General features: G+C 48.8%; 18 protein-coding genes. All 18 read left to right on the top strand.

The features are described from left to right. Positions 1-86: 86 nt before the first annotated feature. The 18 genes from JC200_RS16255 (at position 87) to JC200_RS16340 (ending at position 16,287) form a co-directional block, all read left to right on the top strand. Positions 87-1,388 (top strand): glycoside hydrolase family 18 protein, encoded by a 1,302-nt coding sequence (locus JC200_RS16255; protein ID WP_274432733.1) that lies wholly within the window; start codon positions 87-89, stop codon positions 1,386-1,388. A 49-nt stretch (positions 1,389-1,437) separates the two neighbouring features. After that, a complete protein-coding gene (locus tag JC200_RS16260; RefSeq protein ID WP_274432734.1) occupies positions 1,438-1,923 on the top strand; it encodes a hypothetical protein in 486 nt (161 codons plus the stop codon). A gap of 350 nt (positions 1,924-2,273) precedes the next feature. Continuing rightward, positions 2,274-3,083 (top strand): MerR family transcriptional regulator, encoded by an 810-nt coding sequence (locus JC200_RS16265; RefSeq protein WP_274432735.1) that lies wholly within the window; start codon positions 2,274-2,276, stop codon positions 3,081-3,083. Positions 3,084-3,221: 138 nt separating this feature from the next. Next, positions 3,222-3,731 carry a CcdC protein domain-containing protein gene (locus tag JC200_RS16270; RefSeq protein ID WP_274432736.1) on the top strand — a complete coding sequence of 170 codons (510 nt, stop codon included), beginning with the start codon at positions 3,222-3,224 and terminating at the stop codon, positions 3,729-3,731. 1,389 nt (positions 3,732-5,120) lie between these two features. Continuing rightward, on the top strand, positions 5,121-5,627 hold the full coding sequence (locus JC200_RS16275) for an RNA polymerase sigma factor (RefSeq protein ID WP_274432737.1): 507 nt from the start codon (positions 5,121-5,123) through the stop codon (positions 5,625-5,627). After that, on the top strand, positions 5,624-5,905 hold the full coding sequence (locus tag JC200_RS16280; protein WP_274432738.1) for a hypothetical protein: 282 nt from the start codon (positions 5,624-5,626) through the stop codon (positions 5,903-5,905). The genes JC200_RS16275 and JC200_RS16280 overlap by 4 nt, the downstream gene beginning before the upstream one ends. Next, positions 5,902-7,116 carry an MFS transporter gene (locus tag JC200_RS16285; RefSeq protein WP_274432739.1) on the top strand — a complete coding sequence of 405 codons (1,215 nt, stop codon included), beginning with the start codon at positions 5,902-5,904 and terminating at the stop codon, positions 7,114-7,116. The genes JC200_RS16280 and JC200_RS16285 overlap by 4 nt, the downstream gene beginning before the upstream one ends. Before the next feature lie 281 nt (positions 7,117-7,397). Continuing rightward, the gene (locus tag JC200_RS16290) at positions 7,398-7,613 is read left to right on the top strand and encodes a DUF5348 domain-containing protein (RefSeq protein WP_274432740.1); all 216 of its coding nucleotides are present in this window, start codon (positions 7,398-7,400) and stop codon (positions 7,611-7,613) included. 458 nt (positions 7,614-8,071) lie between these two features. Next, positions 8,072-8,614: a hypothetical protein gene (locus tag JC200_RS16295; RefSeq protein WP_274432741.1), complete on the top strand. Its 543-nt coding sequence runs from the start codon at positions 8,072-8,074 to the stop codon at positions 8,612-8,614. Between the two features lie 207 nt (positions 8,615-8,821). Further along, the gene (locus tag JC200_RS16300; RefSeq protein WP_274432742.1) at positions 8,822-9,355 is read left to right on the top strand and encodes a sigma-70 family RNA polymerase sigma factor; all 534 of its coding nucleotides are present in this window, start codon (positions 8,822-8,824) and stop codon (positions 9,353-9,355) included. Beyond that, complete coding sequence (locus tag JC200_RS16305) at positions 9,342-10,067, top strand: hypothetical protein (RefSeq protein WP_274432743.1); 726 nt, start codon at positions 9,342-9,344, stop codon at positions 10,065-10,067. Before JC200_RS16300 ends, JC200_RS16305 begins: the two co-directional genes overlap by 14 nt. Before the next feature lie 362 nt (positions 10,068-10,429). Further along, positions 10,430-10,906 carry a hypothetical protein gene (locus JC200_RS16310; protein WP_274432744.1) on the top strand — a complete coding sequence of 159 codons (477 nt, stop codon included), beginning with the start codon at positions 10,430-10,432 and terminating at the stop codon, positions 10,904-10,906. A gap of 554 nt (positions 10,907-11,460) precedes the next feature. Continuing rightward, complete coding sequence (gene ltrA / locus JC200_RS16315; RefSeq protein ID WP_274432745.1) at positions 11,461-12,651, top strand: group II intron reverse transcriptase/maturase; 1,191 nt, start codon at positions 11,461-11,463, stop codon at positions 12,649-12,651. Beyond that, positions 12,648-12,830, top strand: a complete 183-nt coding sequence (locus JC200_RS16320; RefSeq protein WP_338000177.1) for a hypothetical protein — start codon at positions 12,648-12,650, stop codon at positions 12,828-12,830. Before ltrA ends, JC200_RS16320 begins: the two co-directional genes overlap by 4 nt. Positions 12,831-13,229: 399 nt before the next feature. Continuing rightward, positions 13,230-13,691, top strand: a complete 462-nt coding sequence (locus JC200_RS16325) for a hypothetical protein (protein ID WP_274432746.1) — start codon at positions 13,230-13,232, stop codon at positions 13,689-13,691. Between the two features lie 1,441 nt (positions 13,692-15,132). Beyond that, positions 15,133-15,339 carry a hypothetical protein gene (locus tag JC200_RS16330; RefSeq protein WP_274432747.1) on the top strand — a complete coding sequence of 69 codons (207 nt, stop codon included), beginning with the start codon at positions 15,133-15,135 and terminating at the stop codon, positions 15,337-15,339. Next, positions 15,340-15,603, top strand: coding sequence for a type II toxin-antitoxin system RelE family toxin (locus tag JC200_RS16335; RefSeq protein ID WP_274432748.1), 264 nt, complete (start codon positions 15,340-15,342; stop codon positions 15,601-15,603). A 168-nt stretch (positions 15,604-15,771) separates the two neighbouring features. After that, positions 15,772-16,287 (top strand): 2'-5' RNA ligase family protein, encoded by a 516-nt coding sequence (locus JC200_RS16340; protein ID WP_274432749.1) that lies wholly within the window; start codon positions 15,772-15,774, stop codon positions 16,285-16,287. The last annotated feature ends 43 nt before the right edge of the window (positions 16,288-16,330 follow it).

The following is a 16,330-nucleotide window of genomic DNA, read 5'->3' on the forward strand; positions in this document are numbered from 1 at the left end:
ACCTGTGCGCATATCATGCCCGTAACAGGCGCCTAGCCGCAGTCTGCGGCTGTGCCGCGCCGAATTGGTGCGGGGAGTGATAGCGAATGTGGATCCATACGGTTTCTGAAGGCGACACTGTGCAGAGCATCGCCGAACAGTACGGGACGACGACACGAGAAGTTAATCGTTTAAATGAAATCGGAACCCAGGACACTTTGGTGCCAGGCTTGCACTTGGTGGTACCAGGCCCGTCTGTCGGCGTCCGCCCCTATACGATTCAGTCCGGTGACACTCTCACGTCCATTAGCCGCAAAGCCGGCATACCACTCCCCCGCCTGCAGAGATGGACCGGCATGACGGCAAACACCGCCCTCATGGCGGGCCAGACACTCTACCTTCCTCAGGAGATCCCGCAAGCCGATCGCCCCACGATCGAAGCCAACGGATACTTGTTGCCATCGGGCACCACCAGTGATTCGAATATCCTGCGCGACGTGCCGTCGCTCACCTATGTTTCTATGTTCAGTTACCAAGCACGGGTGGATGGTTCGCTGCAACCACCCAAAGACACACTACCCTTGCAGACCGCTAAAGAACTAAACATAGCGCCGCTTCTGACCGTAACGAACTTTGACGGCAATAACTTCAACACACAGCTTGCTCACACCATTTTGGCCAACGGGTCGATTCGCCGTCGCCTGATCGACAATCTGGCGCGTACCATGACACAACAAGGCTTTCGCGGGGTCAATGTTGACTTCGAGCACATGGCTCCTTCCGATCGGCCACTGTATAACGCATTCATTCGGGATCTGAAGAACACGATGCGAAGCAGCGGCTTCTCCACATCCATCGCAATGGGACCAAAGACCTCCGACGAACCGTCGGCGTCCTGGATGGGGGCCTTTGACTACCGCACACTGGGTCAGGAAGTCGACTTTTTGATGTTGATGACGTATGAGTGGGGATGGGTCGGCGGACCGCCAATGGCAATAGCCCCTCTCAACCAGGTGCGGGCGGTGCTCGACTATGCTACATCTGTCATGCAAAACAACAAGATTCTGATGGGCATGGCGCTCTACGGGTACGACTGGCCACTGCCGCACACACCAGGCAAGCGTGCCTCGGGGCTTTCGAACCTGACCGCGCAGAAGCTCGCGATGGCGCAGCAAGTGCCGATTCAGTGGGACAGCGCGGCGCAGTCTCCCTATTTCCGCTATCGTGCGTCCGACGGCGTAGACCATGAAGTGTGGTTCGAAGACGCACTGTCGACTCTGATTAAGTTCCAGCTCGTGCAAGACATGAACCTACACGGACTAACATATTGGGTCCTCGGCCAGGAGTCACCGTGGACGTACTACCTGATGACAGACCGCTTTAATGTCCGGAAGCTTCCCGCCAGGTGAAGATCCGCATGGTCGAGCCAAATTGACTCCAACATAGGAGGTGGGCGCGATGCGTGATTCCGCAGGCCCTCATTTGACCGAGCACGTGACGAGTGCGAGAAGCATGGCTCCTGTTTCCGCCGATCCCGTTTCCCTCCCGGCCGAAGCGCCATGGACGGAAGGCAGTCACATCGCCGCGGTGCGCATGCACTACCGCCGCCTTCGCGTCGGTGACCGCATCCGAATTCGCCCGACGGCCAAGAGTCAGTACGCTGGCTGCGAAGGCGTGGTCACCTACGTGGGGCGAACAGTGTGCGACGTCAAACTCGAGTTCGGGAAGCGCAAACGGCGTACTGCGAGTGGTGGGAAGCAACAGGAGTACGTCGAGACAGCGTACGAGACCTTGCCGAAAGAAGAGATCGAGAGCATCAAGCCGCACGTGGAACTGATTCGGTTTGTCAGCGGCACAAGGCGGGGACAGTCGCGGACGTTGGCTTCGTACTTGCTCGCGGCAGCGTGTGTGGCTGCAGCGGTGTATTTCTTCGTGATTCACTGAACTACGATATGCCGCAAGTAGGTGCTCGTTGTGAGGACCCATATGTACTGCCCGCGGGGCTGCCCTCAGTGCGAATGTGCTGTTGGGGCAGTCCCGCTTTGCCTAGACCCCTGTAGGTCAATGGCTTTATTGCGTGCGATTTGCAATAGCCAAGCTCGTTGGTTACCGCTACGAAACTGATGGTCATCAGTTTGTTCAGTTCCGTACGGAGATCGTCAATCATCTGAAAATCCGACCTCGTGACCGCAACTGGGTAGACGAACAAGCAGAAAAAATCTCCATTCTGAATAATAGCCCTTGAGTACGACGTAACGTAATACTTTATGCTTCTTGAAGAAGGGGGCTTTCGATTGGCCCATCAGCTTTATCTTACTCATGAATTCGCCAAGAAATCGTCTGTTTCGGTACGTACACTCCAATTTTATGACAAGAAGGGGTTGCTATCACCTTCGGCGCATACGCGTTCAGGGTATCGGCTATATTCAGAAGACGATTTGGTTCGATTGCAGCAGATCCTAGCCCTGAAATATCTAGGATTCTCTCTGATGGAAATTAAGAACCTCATACGTCAGGGAGCAAATGAGCTCTCTTTCGCGCTCACAGTACAGAAGGAAATGTTGCTGGGCAAACGACAGCAGATTGACGCCATCATTACCGCCATCGAAAAGATAGAAAATGTGGAAACTAAAAGTTTAGACTATAAAGCCATCGTCAAGATTATTGAGGCGATTCAAGTAGATTTGAAGTCACAGTGGATAAGCAGATACTTGTCCTCTGAGGAAAGCAGAACGTTGGAAGAAATCGCCGAGAAATCCTTTTCGGATGAGGCGCTGCGAAAGTTAGCACAACAGGAATACACCGAAGAGATGCATCAACAGTACTGTCATTTTTATGATGAAGTCAGACGACTGGTTGCACAGGATACGGATCCAGCCAGTCAAGAGGCACAGGAACTTGCTCAATATTTGACTGACCTAAACAGGCAACGTTCCCAAGGGTGGAATCAGGAGTTGCTCACGGGAATGAAGAAGTCATGGGAAACGTTCAATTTGCTTCCCGAAGGCCAAAAACCTCAGGTGTTCGCCCTGACCGTGAAGGAAACAGAGTTCATCAGGCGAGCTTGTTCGATACTGTACGAGCAGAAGAGCCTTGATGGCTAAGTAGTCAATGAACCGTTCTGTGTGTCGGTTAGTGCGATCGGTTAAACAATTTGCGCGCACTGCATTCCACAATTGCACGGACCTTGCCTTCAGTTGCTCGCAAACAGTCTGTGTACAAGTAAATCGGAGGCTCTAATCATGGAACTCGGGATTTATCTAGTGTTAGGTGTTGTTATCCTTGTTGGGGTTATTTGGCGCATACGACGGCTGACGAAACCATCAAATAGACCTGTCACGGGTCGTAGGCTTTTTCTCACACTTGTCTTGGTGATTGTGCTGATTGGTATAGATTGGGGAGTCTCCGCTACATATATTCAATACCCACCAGTGTGGATGACTGTCGTAACGGCAGCCGTTGGTGTAGTTATGTCTCTGCCGCTGATCTTTACAACCAATTACGAGAGAAGAACTGATGGTCAAATTTATAGCCAACAAAATCTAATGTTTGTTGTGAGCTTCGTCTGCTTAATTGTCATCAGGTTGTTCGGAGATATTCTACTGCGGCGGTACTTTAATCCCGAGATTTTCGCCTATTTGACTTATGTTCTCGTCCTCGCCTACTTCGTTCCTTGGCGCCTAGTCTGTTGGATGAAGTTCCGTCGACTTGCTTCGAAGAACGCCAACAAGGCAGGCGTATCGGAGCCCTAGGTTCTTTCGACATCGAGCACGTAGTTCACCATACTCCTCCAACCCGTTACCTCGCGCCACAACAGCTAGACGGGACGACACAGAGTCCACGGTCTGTTCCGTCTATCAACCTATCAACCACTTGCCGTCATGCTCTTTTTGGGTGATAATGGTTATCCGAACCCAGGCTGACGTACAAGTTGCTCATGCAGAACTCATTGAATTCCATGAGCAACACATGGCGAGAACTGAACAGCATAACCATTCCATTTGGGGTTTTGGCTTCCTGTACTAGCGGAGAGCTGTCTTCAAGAGGGCGATTTTACCAAAAATCAAACCAAGTTGTAGTATGCTGAACTCTGGGGGTGAGTGTTAATGGCAAAACCTACGAGTTTCGAGTACCAAGTGTTCGATAGGAAATTGGTTTGCCCAGTGTGTGAGAATAACAAGTTCTACACACGAGAGACACTTATGAATACAGCGGGGATGGCGCTTTTTAACTTAGAGTTCATCAATAAAACGGCAAACAACTATATCTGCGATAAGTGTGGATATGTCTATTGGTTCATGGACGTATCGGAGAAATAGCAATCCCATGTTACCGGGTTTTATTAGGTCGGAGCCAGTCTGTCGAACTGAGCGCATTTTTTGATGTGTCGAGACAGACATACAATCATTTTTACTCGGAGGGGTTGTGGTGAAGCGGGCAGCACTTATAACTGGGGTTGTTTTCGTAAGCGTCGTATCCCTGAGCGCGTGCGGTTCGGCAGGAACATCAAACTCCATAACCTAACCATGTCCCTGGAACCGCACCCGATGGAACGTATGTGGACGAGGTGAGGTGGCACGGAAATTGGTACATCCCTGGTTCTGTAAACGTCGCAACGGTGGGGAGTCAGATTGGCACAGTTGAGCAACTTGTGAAGTCCTACCCGAGTGGCAGTCGAACCGTATCCAACTACGCCCCGGAAGGAACTAAGCTATATAGTCTTCCAGGAGTCAGCACGAGTAGGGCGATTGCCGTAGAGTACCCTACAGGTCACTATACCAAGGCCGTCACTTATCAAGCTACGTATGCGCAATTGCCATCGCGTAATTATATCTGAAAGCTCGTTAATTGGCTGAGTGATGAAACTGCAGGAACCGCTCTTCGTGTCCGACTGAGGAGACTCGAGTACAGTGGTCACCCAGTTTGCGTAAGCATTCATCTTTGACTGTGAGGACTTCTGTCGTTCTCGGATAGCGCAAGAACAAAATATTGATCTTGAGGGGGGACTTACGTCTCTCCTGATTGTGATCCCAAATATTAATTCACAAAAGTCCACAGCCGAACTGGATTTTTCCGAGATGAAGTGTGATATCGGATTCGTGTAACCGTCTAATCTTATGACGGCAATTGGAGGTGAGGTAGTGGCAGCAGTGGACGATATTCGACAGCTCTTTGAGGAATATGCCAATGACATTTTCCGTTACGCGAAAGTCTCACTCGCTCCTTCGCATGACCCAAACGACGCTGTGCAAGAGGTGTTTTACCGTGCGTTCAAGAGCTGGCACACGTTTAGAGGTGAATCAAATCCTAGGACTTGGCTGTTTACAATCGCGCGGAATTACATCTTTGACCTACAACGAAAGACACGCATGAGCACCGTGCTTATCAGCGACACTGACCTCTCATCGGTGACAGATCACCGCGCTACGGTGGACGGAAATCTGTTGATAATATGGGAGGCGGTCGCTGCACTGAAAGAAACGTACCGCACCGTGGTCGTCCTTCGTCACATCGAAGGTTTCACAGTCGCAGAAACGGCAACGATTCTTGGCTGGTCAGAAACCAAGGTCACCACGACTGACCATCGTGCGTTGGCAAGACTAAAAACCTTACTTAGCAATAATCATGAGGGGGTTGTGTGCGAATGACCGATGATGAACGCGTTATTGCAGAACTGAAAACGCTACGGAAAATCGAATGCTCCAAGCCTGATACGGAAATGATTTGGCAACGTTTAGAAAATCAAATCAGTGAAGATTACAGGAATCATAATGCGTTGGATTCTGACACGCTCATTCATTGTCCGCAATTTAATCGGAAGTCTCCCCATGACCATCCTCTTGACCGACTGTCTGCAAGTCGCCGCGATTCGATATCGATGAATGGACGACGCTTTAACCCGAATGGGGGGGATGGTCATGATTGAGCATTTATCGGAATCACAACTTCATGATCCTGCTGTCTGGGCAACTTGTGTCCAGGTTCGGAAATTATCTTTATGCCATTGCGTTGCCGTGGTATGTTTTTGAACTGACAAACTCCAAAACGGATCTGGCGCTCACTGGAATCGCACAGACTGTTCCCCTGATGGCAGGACTATTTGTTGGTGTTTTGGTGGATCGTTGGAACAAAAAACACACGATGATTATTTCGGATTTATTGCGTGGTGCCATTGCAATCACATTATTTTTCCTCGCATTGAAAGGCATGTCGTCAAGATCAAACCTTGCGGCGATGTTCATGTTGGTGGCGCTGATGCAACTTGTTGGGACAGTATTTACACCAGCACAATCGGCGCTGCTCCCCAAACTCGTTGACCCCAAGGATTTGACCAAGGCGATAGGCGTTAACCAGTCCAGTGGATCAGTCGCAGGGCTCGTCGGTTTATTCGGCGGTGGAACCTTGCTTGCCGTTCTTGGAGCGCCCCTGTTGTTTCTGTTCAACGGAATTTCGTTCTTCGTGTCGTCGTTGAGCCTTTTGCTTATTCGATCGACAGAGGAACGCATATCCAAGCATGCGAAAACTTCTTTGTGGCAAGATTGGCGAGAAGGTTTTATAGCAATATTTGAGTTAAACGGCATGCTGCGCGTATGTTTGTTGGCGTTGATTGCGAACTTCTCCCTTGCGGCATTCGACATTGTCATGGTGGCATGGGTGAAAGGCCCAATGAAGGGAAACGGCTTTGTTCTGGGGACACTGAATGGTGCGTTTATGATTGGGTCACTTGTAGGCGGTTTGCTCTTGAGCCGCATCGTAAAGCGTGTACAAATGCGCCACGTCTTGCTGTATGGATGTATCCTGCTGGGGTTCGTTGATGGCTCTATCGCCTTATTTGCATCAGTATACTGGAACTTGCCGTTAATGTTCATAGGTGGACTCACCATTGGGATAATCAATGGAACAATTGGCACTTCTGCCGTTCGGCTGATCCCAGAAGGAATGCGGGGACGTATCTTCTCCGTGCTCGGTGCACTGTCCACACTCTCCCAACCGCTCGGGATTGCTGTGTTCGGCACAATAATGTTACATGTTGCCCTGTCTGCTGTGTTTGTTCTAATCGCTGCCTTTGTAATCATTGGTGGGCTGTTGTTCATTAAGCCAGTTGCATTGAACGAGGCTGATGGTCGCAGTGCTTAACTCGGAATGTTGCTTTCCACATGGACTCACCTGGAAGGAGGATTTGTTTTCATTCCTACACAATTATTAACCAAGGGATTATCTGGACTGTGTCATTAACGATCAGGGGTGGGTTTATTGTCCATCGTCATGTGGGGGGGATGGGGAGTGTCTTTCGTTAAGGACCAATGATCAGTGCGTTGTAGGGAGCAAGACCAGAAAATCTCGTTTACCCGACGTCGCATGAATTTTCGCCTTTGAATGGGCATCGATATGGTGCTATCGGGCAGGAGTCCGACACAGTGAAGGTGGCTCAACAATATGAATTTCAACCGCTTAATCCCCGAACTGAGCGTGAATGGTATGGTCTGCACTGCGGGGAGGCATTTCACTTATGTATCGGCAACAAAAGCCAGCTTGTCAGACTAGAAATGGCCAGCTCATGGTACGTCATTGCCGACGGTATAGCTCTTGCTCTCATCGAGGGAAGAACATACAAAGTCAACATCGATGTCTAGTCTAAAATCTGCTGACGCTGGGGGAAGGGAAAGCTCTTCCCCTCTTTGTCTGAGGGAACGGACACTGACAGCGTCAATTCGCGGACAACTTACACCGTCAAGTTTTGGACACTATGCTCCGTCACTAACAGTATTGTGGAGGATGTTGTTACGACAGGTGGTCAAATCCTGTTGAGTACGGAGGACTTACGTGGGGGCGGAGCCATTGCACAGCACGTAGTCTGTGCAATTCAACGTGAGGAATCGGCAACTCAAAACTTGGCTGGTGGAGGGCTATCAATCCATCCGTTGTTTACGATGCAGGACTTAGTGGGAAGCACGCAATGGGGTAGTGGCGACTTATCTCGGCACACCAGCCTCCCTGGCACCTCTGCATAATCATTCATTGCCAATTGCTGACCTGCTATTGAACAGTTGAAGCAGCAATGCGACAGATGAGAGAGGAGGATCCGAAGACTATGAATGTGAAAAAGGGCATACTCGCAATCTCAATAATACTTGCAGTCGTAGTAGGGCTTATCATACTTTATACACTTCCTCGTAACGTGTCCCGTACACTGACGGGAGTGGAATACCAGCTTGGAACCAATCGAAACAAGGTGGTACCTGTAAAGATAACACTCCATGGGAAACTGCAACGCTCGTTGAACGGACATCTAAAATATCGTGGAAGTTTTGTTGTTACAGGGGGCACCGTCCCTAACCCAGACAATCAACGAACTGCCGACATTCATTTTGACTCAAATGGTCAAGGGCTAATCGTTTATGGCTACTGGACGAAAGCAGGAACTCCTGTCAATCATATATATGGCGCAATGTTCATGACAGATGCGTTCAAAACGTTAACAATTGAAGCATTTACACCAGCTGGTTCGAACAATAAGAGTTGGAATGGTGGAGATGGATTTATGATAACGGCACCAGCTCAAACTCGTTCACAAGCACTTAGTATTTCCAATGAACTGATGAAGAAAAATGTGGATGGTACTATGCTCAAGTGATTTTTTGTTATCGGGGGCACTTCAGGAAACAGACCCATTCAATCGTGAATGGATATACACGGTGCAGAGCAGTGTGCAATGACACGTCAATGCAGAAAATCGATAGTAGCGAACCTCTTCTAACATTTTTTCCTCAGTGAGTCCTCCCTAGAAAAAGTGAATCATCTGCAATTAGAGTTTCGTCTGTTTAAGTGAGGGGGCAATTGCGTGAACCAGTCGTGGTCATCAGAGCCAAATGTGCAACTTGACAGCCTAATCGACGCTTATTGGTCAGATGTCTGGAATTACGTCTTTTCCCTTACTCAAAACATAGATGTCTCAGATGATCTATCCCAAGAGTGCTTCATAAAAGCCTACACGCACTTGTACTCATTTCGAAGCGAATCAACGATAAAAACCTGGCTGCTAAAGATAGCGCGAAACCTTGCTTACGATTATCGCCGCTCCGCCTTGTTCCGCAAAGTAATCCTCACTGATAAAGACGCAGCAAACGGTTTCGTATCTTCTGCTGAGTCAGAAGCTCTGCAGAAAATCGTAACTGAAGAAGTTTGGACATTAGTTTTATCGCTGCCGAGGAATCTGCGTGAAGTATTGGTTCTTCACGGACATCATCAACTGTCTGTTGTAGAAATATCGGATGTTTTGCAAATCAATGAACGTGCTGTTCGGTCTCGACTACATCGTGCCCGAACACGGATGCGAACTCTATTGAAAGAGGGTGACATTTATGGGGGTGAATGATGAAGACTGGGAGAAGAGGCTGCTCCAACCGCCAGTCTCCCGTCACCTTTCCGACGAGATGAGACGAAACATACACAAGCGGATAGTTGCGGTTGAGAAAAAGTCTACAAATGGACGCTTCAATCGTGCGATGGCTGGATTGGCTTCGATTGCTGCCGTTTGTGTCGCAGTAGCGAGTGTGTACTTTATCACAGGTCACTCATTCACCCATTTGGTTGGTACGGCATCTCAGCCATCGGCTTCTAATGGCTGGTCTACCGCTGATGTTGAACAATTCATTATCCGAAATGAAAAGGGACATTCCGTTACCAATATAAAAGTAATCTACGCCTCATCATCCGATGGGTTTAAGCTTGCATTTGCTTCCTTCGACTTAGACGGGCAGTTAAAGTACGGAAGTATATTCGACTCATCAATTCAATCATTGGGCGTGTTTACAGTATCTCTGGATAAAGGGAATCCCTTGCAGTTTACAGAGTCCGTCGAACAAAATGGCTTTAATTTGGTCACAGGAGTTGTCGTTGGCGATCCACGCATAAGTAATGTTGTGCTAACCTTCAAAAACGGAACGATAAAAACTGTTCCTGTAGTAGGTGGAAAGTTTTGGTACGCTGGAAAAATCGGAGCAACTGATACTGTGAGTTTCACTCAACATGTGCTTGGGGTTACAGACACGGGGCAGATTATCGAAAATTCAACCCACTCAAAGTAAACTAAGGGTGCATTAATATGACGCTGCCTGTACTCTCGGGCAGTAGTGGTCAATATGACTTTTATCGAAGATTGTGATAGCACTGGAAGGGAGACTAGTGTGACTGAGCCTTTTCAAATAGACCATATGTATAACAGCGATTGAGAAGATGTTATGTAAATTTACTTGTAAATAACAAAAATGGTAATTTGAGTGGTGTGCAATTGCTCAAATTACCATTTGGCTTTAGCTCGCATTAAAACAGTCATGTCCCTGAAGCCTTTCTCTGCACACCAGTAAATTCAAACCAATCATGCAAACGAATTCGGATCGTTTGTTCTGCGTTTTCCTGTATCTACTCTGTTCTTGACGAGGTGGTTGCAATGTTTTCATATAAAAAATTAGGAATCGGTATTAACGTTCTTGCGCTCACGACCGTAGGGGTAGTTGGTTGCGCGACAAAAGAGAGTCAACAACCAGTCGGTGGAACGACGCCTCCATCAAATCAACGCAGCACGGCAGGACGCGCCCATCATCAGGCCACCCCGCTGCCCAAGCTCTACCCACCTGCCCAGGCTTCGACGGTCATCCCGCTCCGTCGCGGTCACGGCACCGCCATGTTACCCATCACCCAATTACAAGGTACGGTAACCATTGAGTTTGCCTGTCAAGGATCTGGACCGGTCGAAGTGCCGGGATGGATGGGCGTGGCGTCCTGCCATGCGGACCAAGCTATTCAAAACGTAAGGAAGAATCCTCCAGGCACCAACATATTTCAAAGCCAAGTGGAGGCACCCCCCAATACCCGCTGGGAGATTGCTGTTTATGATTTTCCGCACAAAAATGGGTCGGGGAATTGACTGGCGAAGGGGAGCATTAACGCAATAGCGCGCCTAGCTAAGCTAGGCACAACTTGTTGGTGAAAGTCCAACCGAGGTAGGGACCAAGCCGCCTCGTAGCTAGCAGGCGTCTGGTGACGAGAGTCTAAGGATGGAGCACCTGTGAAAAGCCTCTAGATTCAGAGGTCAAGCAAAACTGCAGGCTGTAACATAAAGTGAATCCTGCCGCATCGTCATTTGCAACCCGAAAGGGACAAGAGGGAGTCGAGCCTCGTATTGTAAGGCGAAGACCACGGAACGCGTGAAGAACTTGGACAAGCAGCGCGGAAGAACCCACCGGTGTACGGGGATCAGCATGTAGTCATAGTTGTGTCTGGAACTAGGGAGACCCTACCTCGCACGGCAACGTTGCCGTAAAGCGCAAACCTATAAGTCGGCGCGACGAAGTGGTAAGCGGCGAGAAGGGAGTCGGAGAGGGTGGTAGTACCAATGAACGCGGGACAAAACACACAACATAACCCGCAGGAGGAAAGCACCCTTACTTTGTTCACGGGTATCAATGGAGGTAAGAGCGAGTGAATGCAGTGAAACCTGCTAACTACACCAAAGTAAAAGTTCGAGAACTCCAAAGAACCCTCTACCTTGCTGCGAAGGCAAACGCCAAACGCAGGTTTCATGCTCTGTACGATAAAGTGTACAGGTCAGATGTCATGTGGGAAGCATGGAAACGAGTGAAAGCCAATCGAGGCAGTGCCGGTGTGGACGGGGTGACAATTGACCACATCGTGAGAGAGTACGGGGAAGTTAAGTTCGTCTGGGAGACCCAACAACAGTTAATCGAAGACACGTATCGTCCGAAACCAGTACGGAGAAAGGACATCCCAAAAGGCGATGGCAAAACCCGCCCACTCGGGATTCCTGCCGTCGCGGATCGCGCATTGCAAAGATGCACGACAGATGTACTGGCGGCCATATATGAGCAGGATTTTCTGAACTGCTCTTTCGGCGGTAGACCTGGCAGGGGACAGCACAATGCGCTTGCAACCCTGAACGAAGTTATCGGTGGCAAGAAAGTGGGCTGGGTACTGGAGGCGGACCTGAAGAATTTCTTCGGGAGCCTCGACCATGAGTGGATGATGAAGTTCGTGGAACACCGGGTCGGAGACCCGCGAATCTTGTGTCTGATTCGCCGCTGGTTAAAGGTTGGTGTCCTCGAAGATGGCGTCATCACAGCGAGTGAGGAGGGAACGCCACAAGGCGGGTCGATCAGTGTATTGCTGAGCAACCTATATCTTCACTACGTGCTGGACCTCTGGTTTGAAAAGGCCATCAAACCCCGATTGCAGGGGGAAGCCTACTTAATCCGTTACATCGATGATTTCGTCGTGTGCTTTCAGTACCGAAGGGACGCGATACGGTTTCAGGAAGCGCTGCGAAAGCGACTGAATAAATTCAAACTGGAGCTGGAACCAAGTAAGACCAGGCTCATTGAATTCGGTCGGTTCGCAAGCAAGTATGCGCAGGTGAGAGGCAGGAAGAATCCAGAGACGCTGTATTTCCTGGGGTTCACGCATTATTGCACGCGAAACCGTCAGGGAAATTTTATGGTGGGAAGGAAAACAGAGAGGCAAAGATTGAAGCGGAGTATTGGGAAAGTGCAGGAGACGATGCGGAAAACCGACACCAGTCGCTGGAGGAGCAAGCCCGGCAAATCAACCAGATACTTCAGGGACACTACGCCTATTACGGGATGGCCGGTAACATGAAATGGCTAATCAAGGTCTATGTGGCAATCGAGAGGTACTGGCGTAAGATGCTCAGCAGCCGGAGTCAAAAGAGTCGGGTGACGTGGGAGGAGTTCCTTAAAGTCAAGGCGTTGTTTCCGCTAACGCGACCAAAGATTTTCATTCCATATTCACGGTTGAAAACCTACGCGATGCTGTGAAGCCAATTCTGAAGAGCCCGGTGCGGGAAATCCGCACGCCGGGTTCCGTGGGGGTTCGGGCCACCAGTGGGTGGTCCTTCTACCCGGAGGCTGGGAACCCAGTCCTCTACTCTACTCCAGGTTATGGATAGAAAGGGTATGCGGCGTATGAAGTGGTGTGAGGGGGCAACGCCTTGAATGTTTACAAGTCGAGATTAATCCAGGTTTGTCTTGAAAGATCATGCGACCGTATGGTTCGGACTACTGGATAGGCATAACGTGCTAGGTCCGTGTGTCATTGGGACACTCCTGGTCTTCTGCGTCGTCTACAGGCTCCTGTTATTAGCTAAAGACACTCATTTATGTGTAGAGCACCATGCGAATAACTAAAAACAGTGAACTGCTAGGAGGAAAAAAATCATGGCTTGGTCAAAAACCGTCGTAACAACCTTAGGGTTTATCGTCGGTGAAGGGATTTATTTCGTTTTAATCTCTCATGTCTGGAAAGTCGTGGGATGGAAACCAACCACAGCAGAGATATTCGTGAGCTTACTGACCTTTGTCACAGGGTGTGCATTCGCATGGTCCTACTTAGCAAACGAGATGACCTACAACAGGGAAGTCACTTTTGCTGTCACTGTTTCCATTATCCTTTTTGCGGTGGTGCTTGTATGTTGTCAGATTGATCAGCAAATATACTTGAATTCAAGCGGATTCGTCTATTACTTAGTTTCAGGTGCTAAATTTCCGGGTGAGGAACGGGTTGGGCTTGAGTTGAAAGGTACCTTTCAGTTGCTGCTTTCCGGCGTTGTTTTCGTCGTTAGCTATCGCCTCTTTGCAAACAGACGGCACAAGATTTCGGTGGGTAAAGAGTCGGCATAAGTCCGATCAGTCATTCAAATCCAAGCTTGAATTGCTAAGCCAGAGGTAGGTGGGCAGGGTTGCCCGGAAGCAAACTTTATCCTCTGTGATCAAGGGAACACGGGATGGATGAAGTGTAGCCACCTGTGCGGGTTTTAGAGGTGATAGGGAGCGTGTCGGTCAAATGAATAGCGCCTGAGAGGTGATGTTTTCGACCGGAACGCGGAACTACACTGGGAGGGCAAACGAAACGGACTTGTTGAAAGCAGAGCAGTAGTCTGCAGGCATCCGTGCATCAATATTCAGTTTGGAAGTGGAAAACGTTGTGTAGCTATGGGGCAGAATAGTTAAATAACGATGTAGTTGGATTGGCGTACTTGAATGGAGTGATAACATGTTCATCGTTACTTTTTCGATATCAATTTTTGTATTTGCATCAGTATTCACACTGGCCACACTGGCATTCTCCAAACGTCTGAAACAGCGAAGCAGATCGACAATCTTTTTTGTTCAATCAGCAGTTATGGGTGCATTTGCGATATTCCTTTTGACTCTTGGGCGCGTTGTTATTGGTCTCATGTTCTTTATCATTGTAATCCTTTCGTCTTGGAGAGGTCTTAAGGCAAAAGGGACGTCGGGAGGGGTCGGAAAAGGATGAAAAAGTCGACACGAGTTTGGCTCTCGGTGCAATTGTTGTATTGACGCTCATCGTCTCTCTGCTTGTGCACAACAATATCTTACGTTCGTTGGCAGATGGTGCTATGGTTTTTCTAGTTCTTGTTACAATGGGTCGTATCGGCAGAAAGCGGTAAGCATAGCACTTGACTACTGCTTTTGTGCGTCGGCTGGCGAGTTCATGTCAATGTGCTCTGTCGCTAAAGGGCAGAAGTGTGACAGACGCCTTCCGTGAGAGGAGATGGAAATTCTGAAACGTGTGCTCGGCTTGGTAGGAATGAGTGTGTTCACATTGACAGCCGTGGTCGGGTGTGGTCACGCTCGGTATTGGGTGTCCTATGCGCTTGGACCCAACACCTCTTATTACGTCATATCTTCAAACAAGGTTTCCACATCTGGCACAATTCTGTATGATTTTCGCAAGAATCATCCCATGAATTACGGACCGATGTACTGGACAACAAACGACAGTGGTGCAAAAGTTGTATATTCCGTACCTGGAGTCCAACAATCCAACGAGGTCGCTGTAAAGTTGGATACAGGAATGTACATTGCAAAATCTGTAGGGCAAAAGAAGCCCTAGACCAGTAAATTATCTGTCGCTAACGGGGGCGTAAGTTGAGCAGCAATGGAGCAACCGTCGCCGCATGTTTACACAGGGCAATCGGAGGAAGCTTATGTCGCATAGGGGCAGCAATGCTGAAGAGCGGGATGAATAACGCGTAATGTATCGCTTGGGGGTATAATGTGGAAAATGGGTGATATGTGTAAAAGGCGGTGCTGTCTAATGGCATTATCTCGTGAGCAGCTTCATCGCGTAATTGACCATCTCCCTGAGAACAAACTGCCAGCTTTAGCTGACCTTATTGACAAATTAATCGACGAAGACGAGGAGTCCGTATCCGAGGCAGCAATTGTGGAATACAAGCGTATTCGCCAGGAGATGCGACAGGGAGACTTTGTTTCCTTTGATGAAGTCTTCGGTGACAACTGAATGTATAGCCTCATCTTCAGCAAAGACGCTCGGAAGTTTATAGAGAAACAAACCCCACAGACAAAACAGCGAATTCGTAATGCCCTGCTACAATTGGCGGAAGACCCGTTTTCTAACCGGCAGGTCAAGCGCTTGAAAGGTACTGAAGACATTCTCAGATTACGAGTGGGCGACTTACGAGTTGTGTTTTCCATTGAAGACGAAAAACTGGCTATCCTCGTTATTTCGATTGGGAGTAGAGGGGACATCTACAACAGGCTCTAGGTCCCTCCACTCGATGTGGAATGGAGTCATAAAAGCCACGAATCTTTCATGTGAAACCCAGAGCGACTTGGTGCTGAACCTGCATAAACATGCAGAATGTAGCTCGCAGGTCTTGTTGCACGTAGGGGCAGGAGAGTGACACATTGGTTATTGAAAGCGGTGGGTTAAATGTTAAGGGCTATTCATATATTTCCTTATTTTGATAACTTACACTCCATAAACGCGATTCGAGCAAAATACGACCCACTCGCTGATCTCATTCCGCCGCATGTGACCTTGGTGTTTCCGTTCGAAAGTAACATTTCTAAAGAAGTTCTAGAAGAACATCTTCATGAAGCAACGGTTGGATCGCACCCATTTCGAATCGCTATGACAGGTGTAACTGGTGCTGAAGGGGAGTATTTATTCCTCAATGTGAAAGTTGGAAACGACCACATTATCCAACTACATGACAAACTGTACTCTGGGCTGTTGAAGCAATATCTTTATCGCTCTCTGACCTATACACCTCACTTAACCGTCGGGCGAATTATGGACAAGCGAATGTTCGAAATCGCCTTGGCAAAAACAGAGGAATGGAACGAAGTATTTGAAACAACAGTTCGTGAGATTACTGTTGAGAGTATAGACGAGCGTAAAAACTACACTGTTGAAATGACTGTTCCGCTCCCCTTCCGTAGTTAGTAGGCGTTTTTTCAGTGACTGACGCTGTGCCTATGGACGCCAG

It is taken from the genome of Alicyclobacillus sp. ALC3 (assembly GCF_028751195.1).
GTDB lineage: Bacteria > Bacillota > Bacilli > Alicyclobacillales > Alicyclobacillaceae > Alicyclobacillus_L.

What these genes read in the sequence shown, in the direction of transcription:
- JC200_RS16335 (WP_274432748.1), top strand. Translation starts at nt 15,340, where the DNA reads ATGTATAGCCTCATCTTCAGCAAAGACGCTCGGAAGTTTATAGAGAAA.
- JC200_RS16325 (WP_274432746.1), top strand. Translation starts at nt 13,230, where the DNA reads ATGGCTTGGTCAAAAACCGTCGTAACAACCTTAGGGTTTATCGTCGGT.
- JC200_RS16305 (WP_274432743.1), top strand. Translation starts at nt 9,342, where the DNA reads ATGGGGGTGAATGATGAAGACTGGGAGAAGAGGCTGCTCCAACCGCCA.
- JC200_RS16255 (WP_274432733.1), top strand. Translation starts at nt 87, where the DNA reads ATGTGGATCCATACGGTTTCTGAAGGCGACACTGTGCAGAGCATCGCC.
- JC200_RS16295 (WP_274432741.1), top strand. Translation starts at nt 8,072, where the DNA reads ATGAATGTGAAAAAGGGCATACTCGCAATCTCAATAATACTTGCAGTC.
- JC200_RS16340 (WP_274432749.1), top strand. Translation starts at nt 15,772, where the DNA reads ATGTTAAGGGCTATTCATATATTTCCTTATTTTGATAACTTACACTCC.
- JC200_RS16280 (WP_274432738.1), top strand. Translation starts at nt 5,624, where the DNA reads ATGACCGATGATGAACGCGTTATTGCAGAACTGAAAACGCTACGGAAA.
- JC200_RS16310 (WP_274432744.1), top strand. Translation starts at nt 10,430, where the DNA reads ATGTTTTCATATAAAAAATTAGGAATCGGTATTAACGTTCTTGCGCTC.
- JC200_RS16330 (WP_274432747.1), top strand. Translation starts at nt 15,133, where the DNA reads ATGGCATTATCTCGTGAGCAGCTTCATCGCGTAATTGACCATCTCCCT.
- JC200_RS16270 (WP_274432736.1), top strand. Translation starts at nt 3,222, where the DNA reads ATGGAACTCGGGATTTATCTAGTGTTAGGTGTTGTTATCCTTGTTGGG.
- JC200_RS16320 (WP_338000177.1), top strand. Translation starts at nt 12,648, where the DNA reads ATGAAATGGCTAATCAAGGTCTATGTGGCAATCGAGAGGTACTGGCGT.
- JC200_RS16260 (WP_274432734.1), top strand. Translation starts at nt 1,438, where the DNA reads ATGCGTGATTCCGCAGGCCCTCATTTGACCGAGCACGTGACGAGTGCG.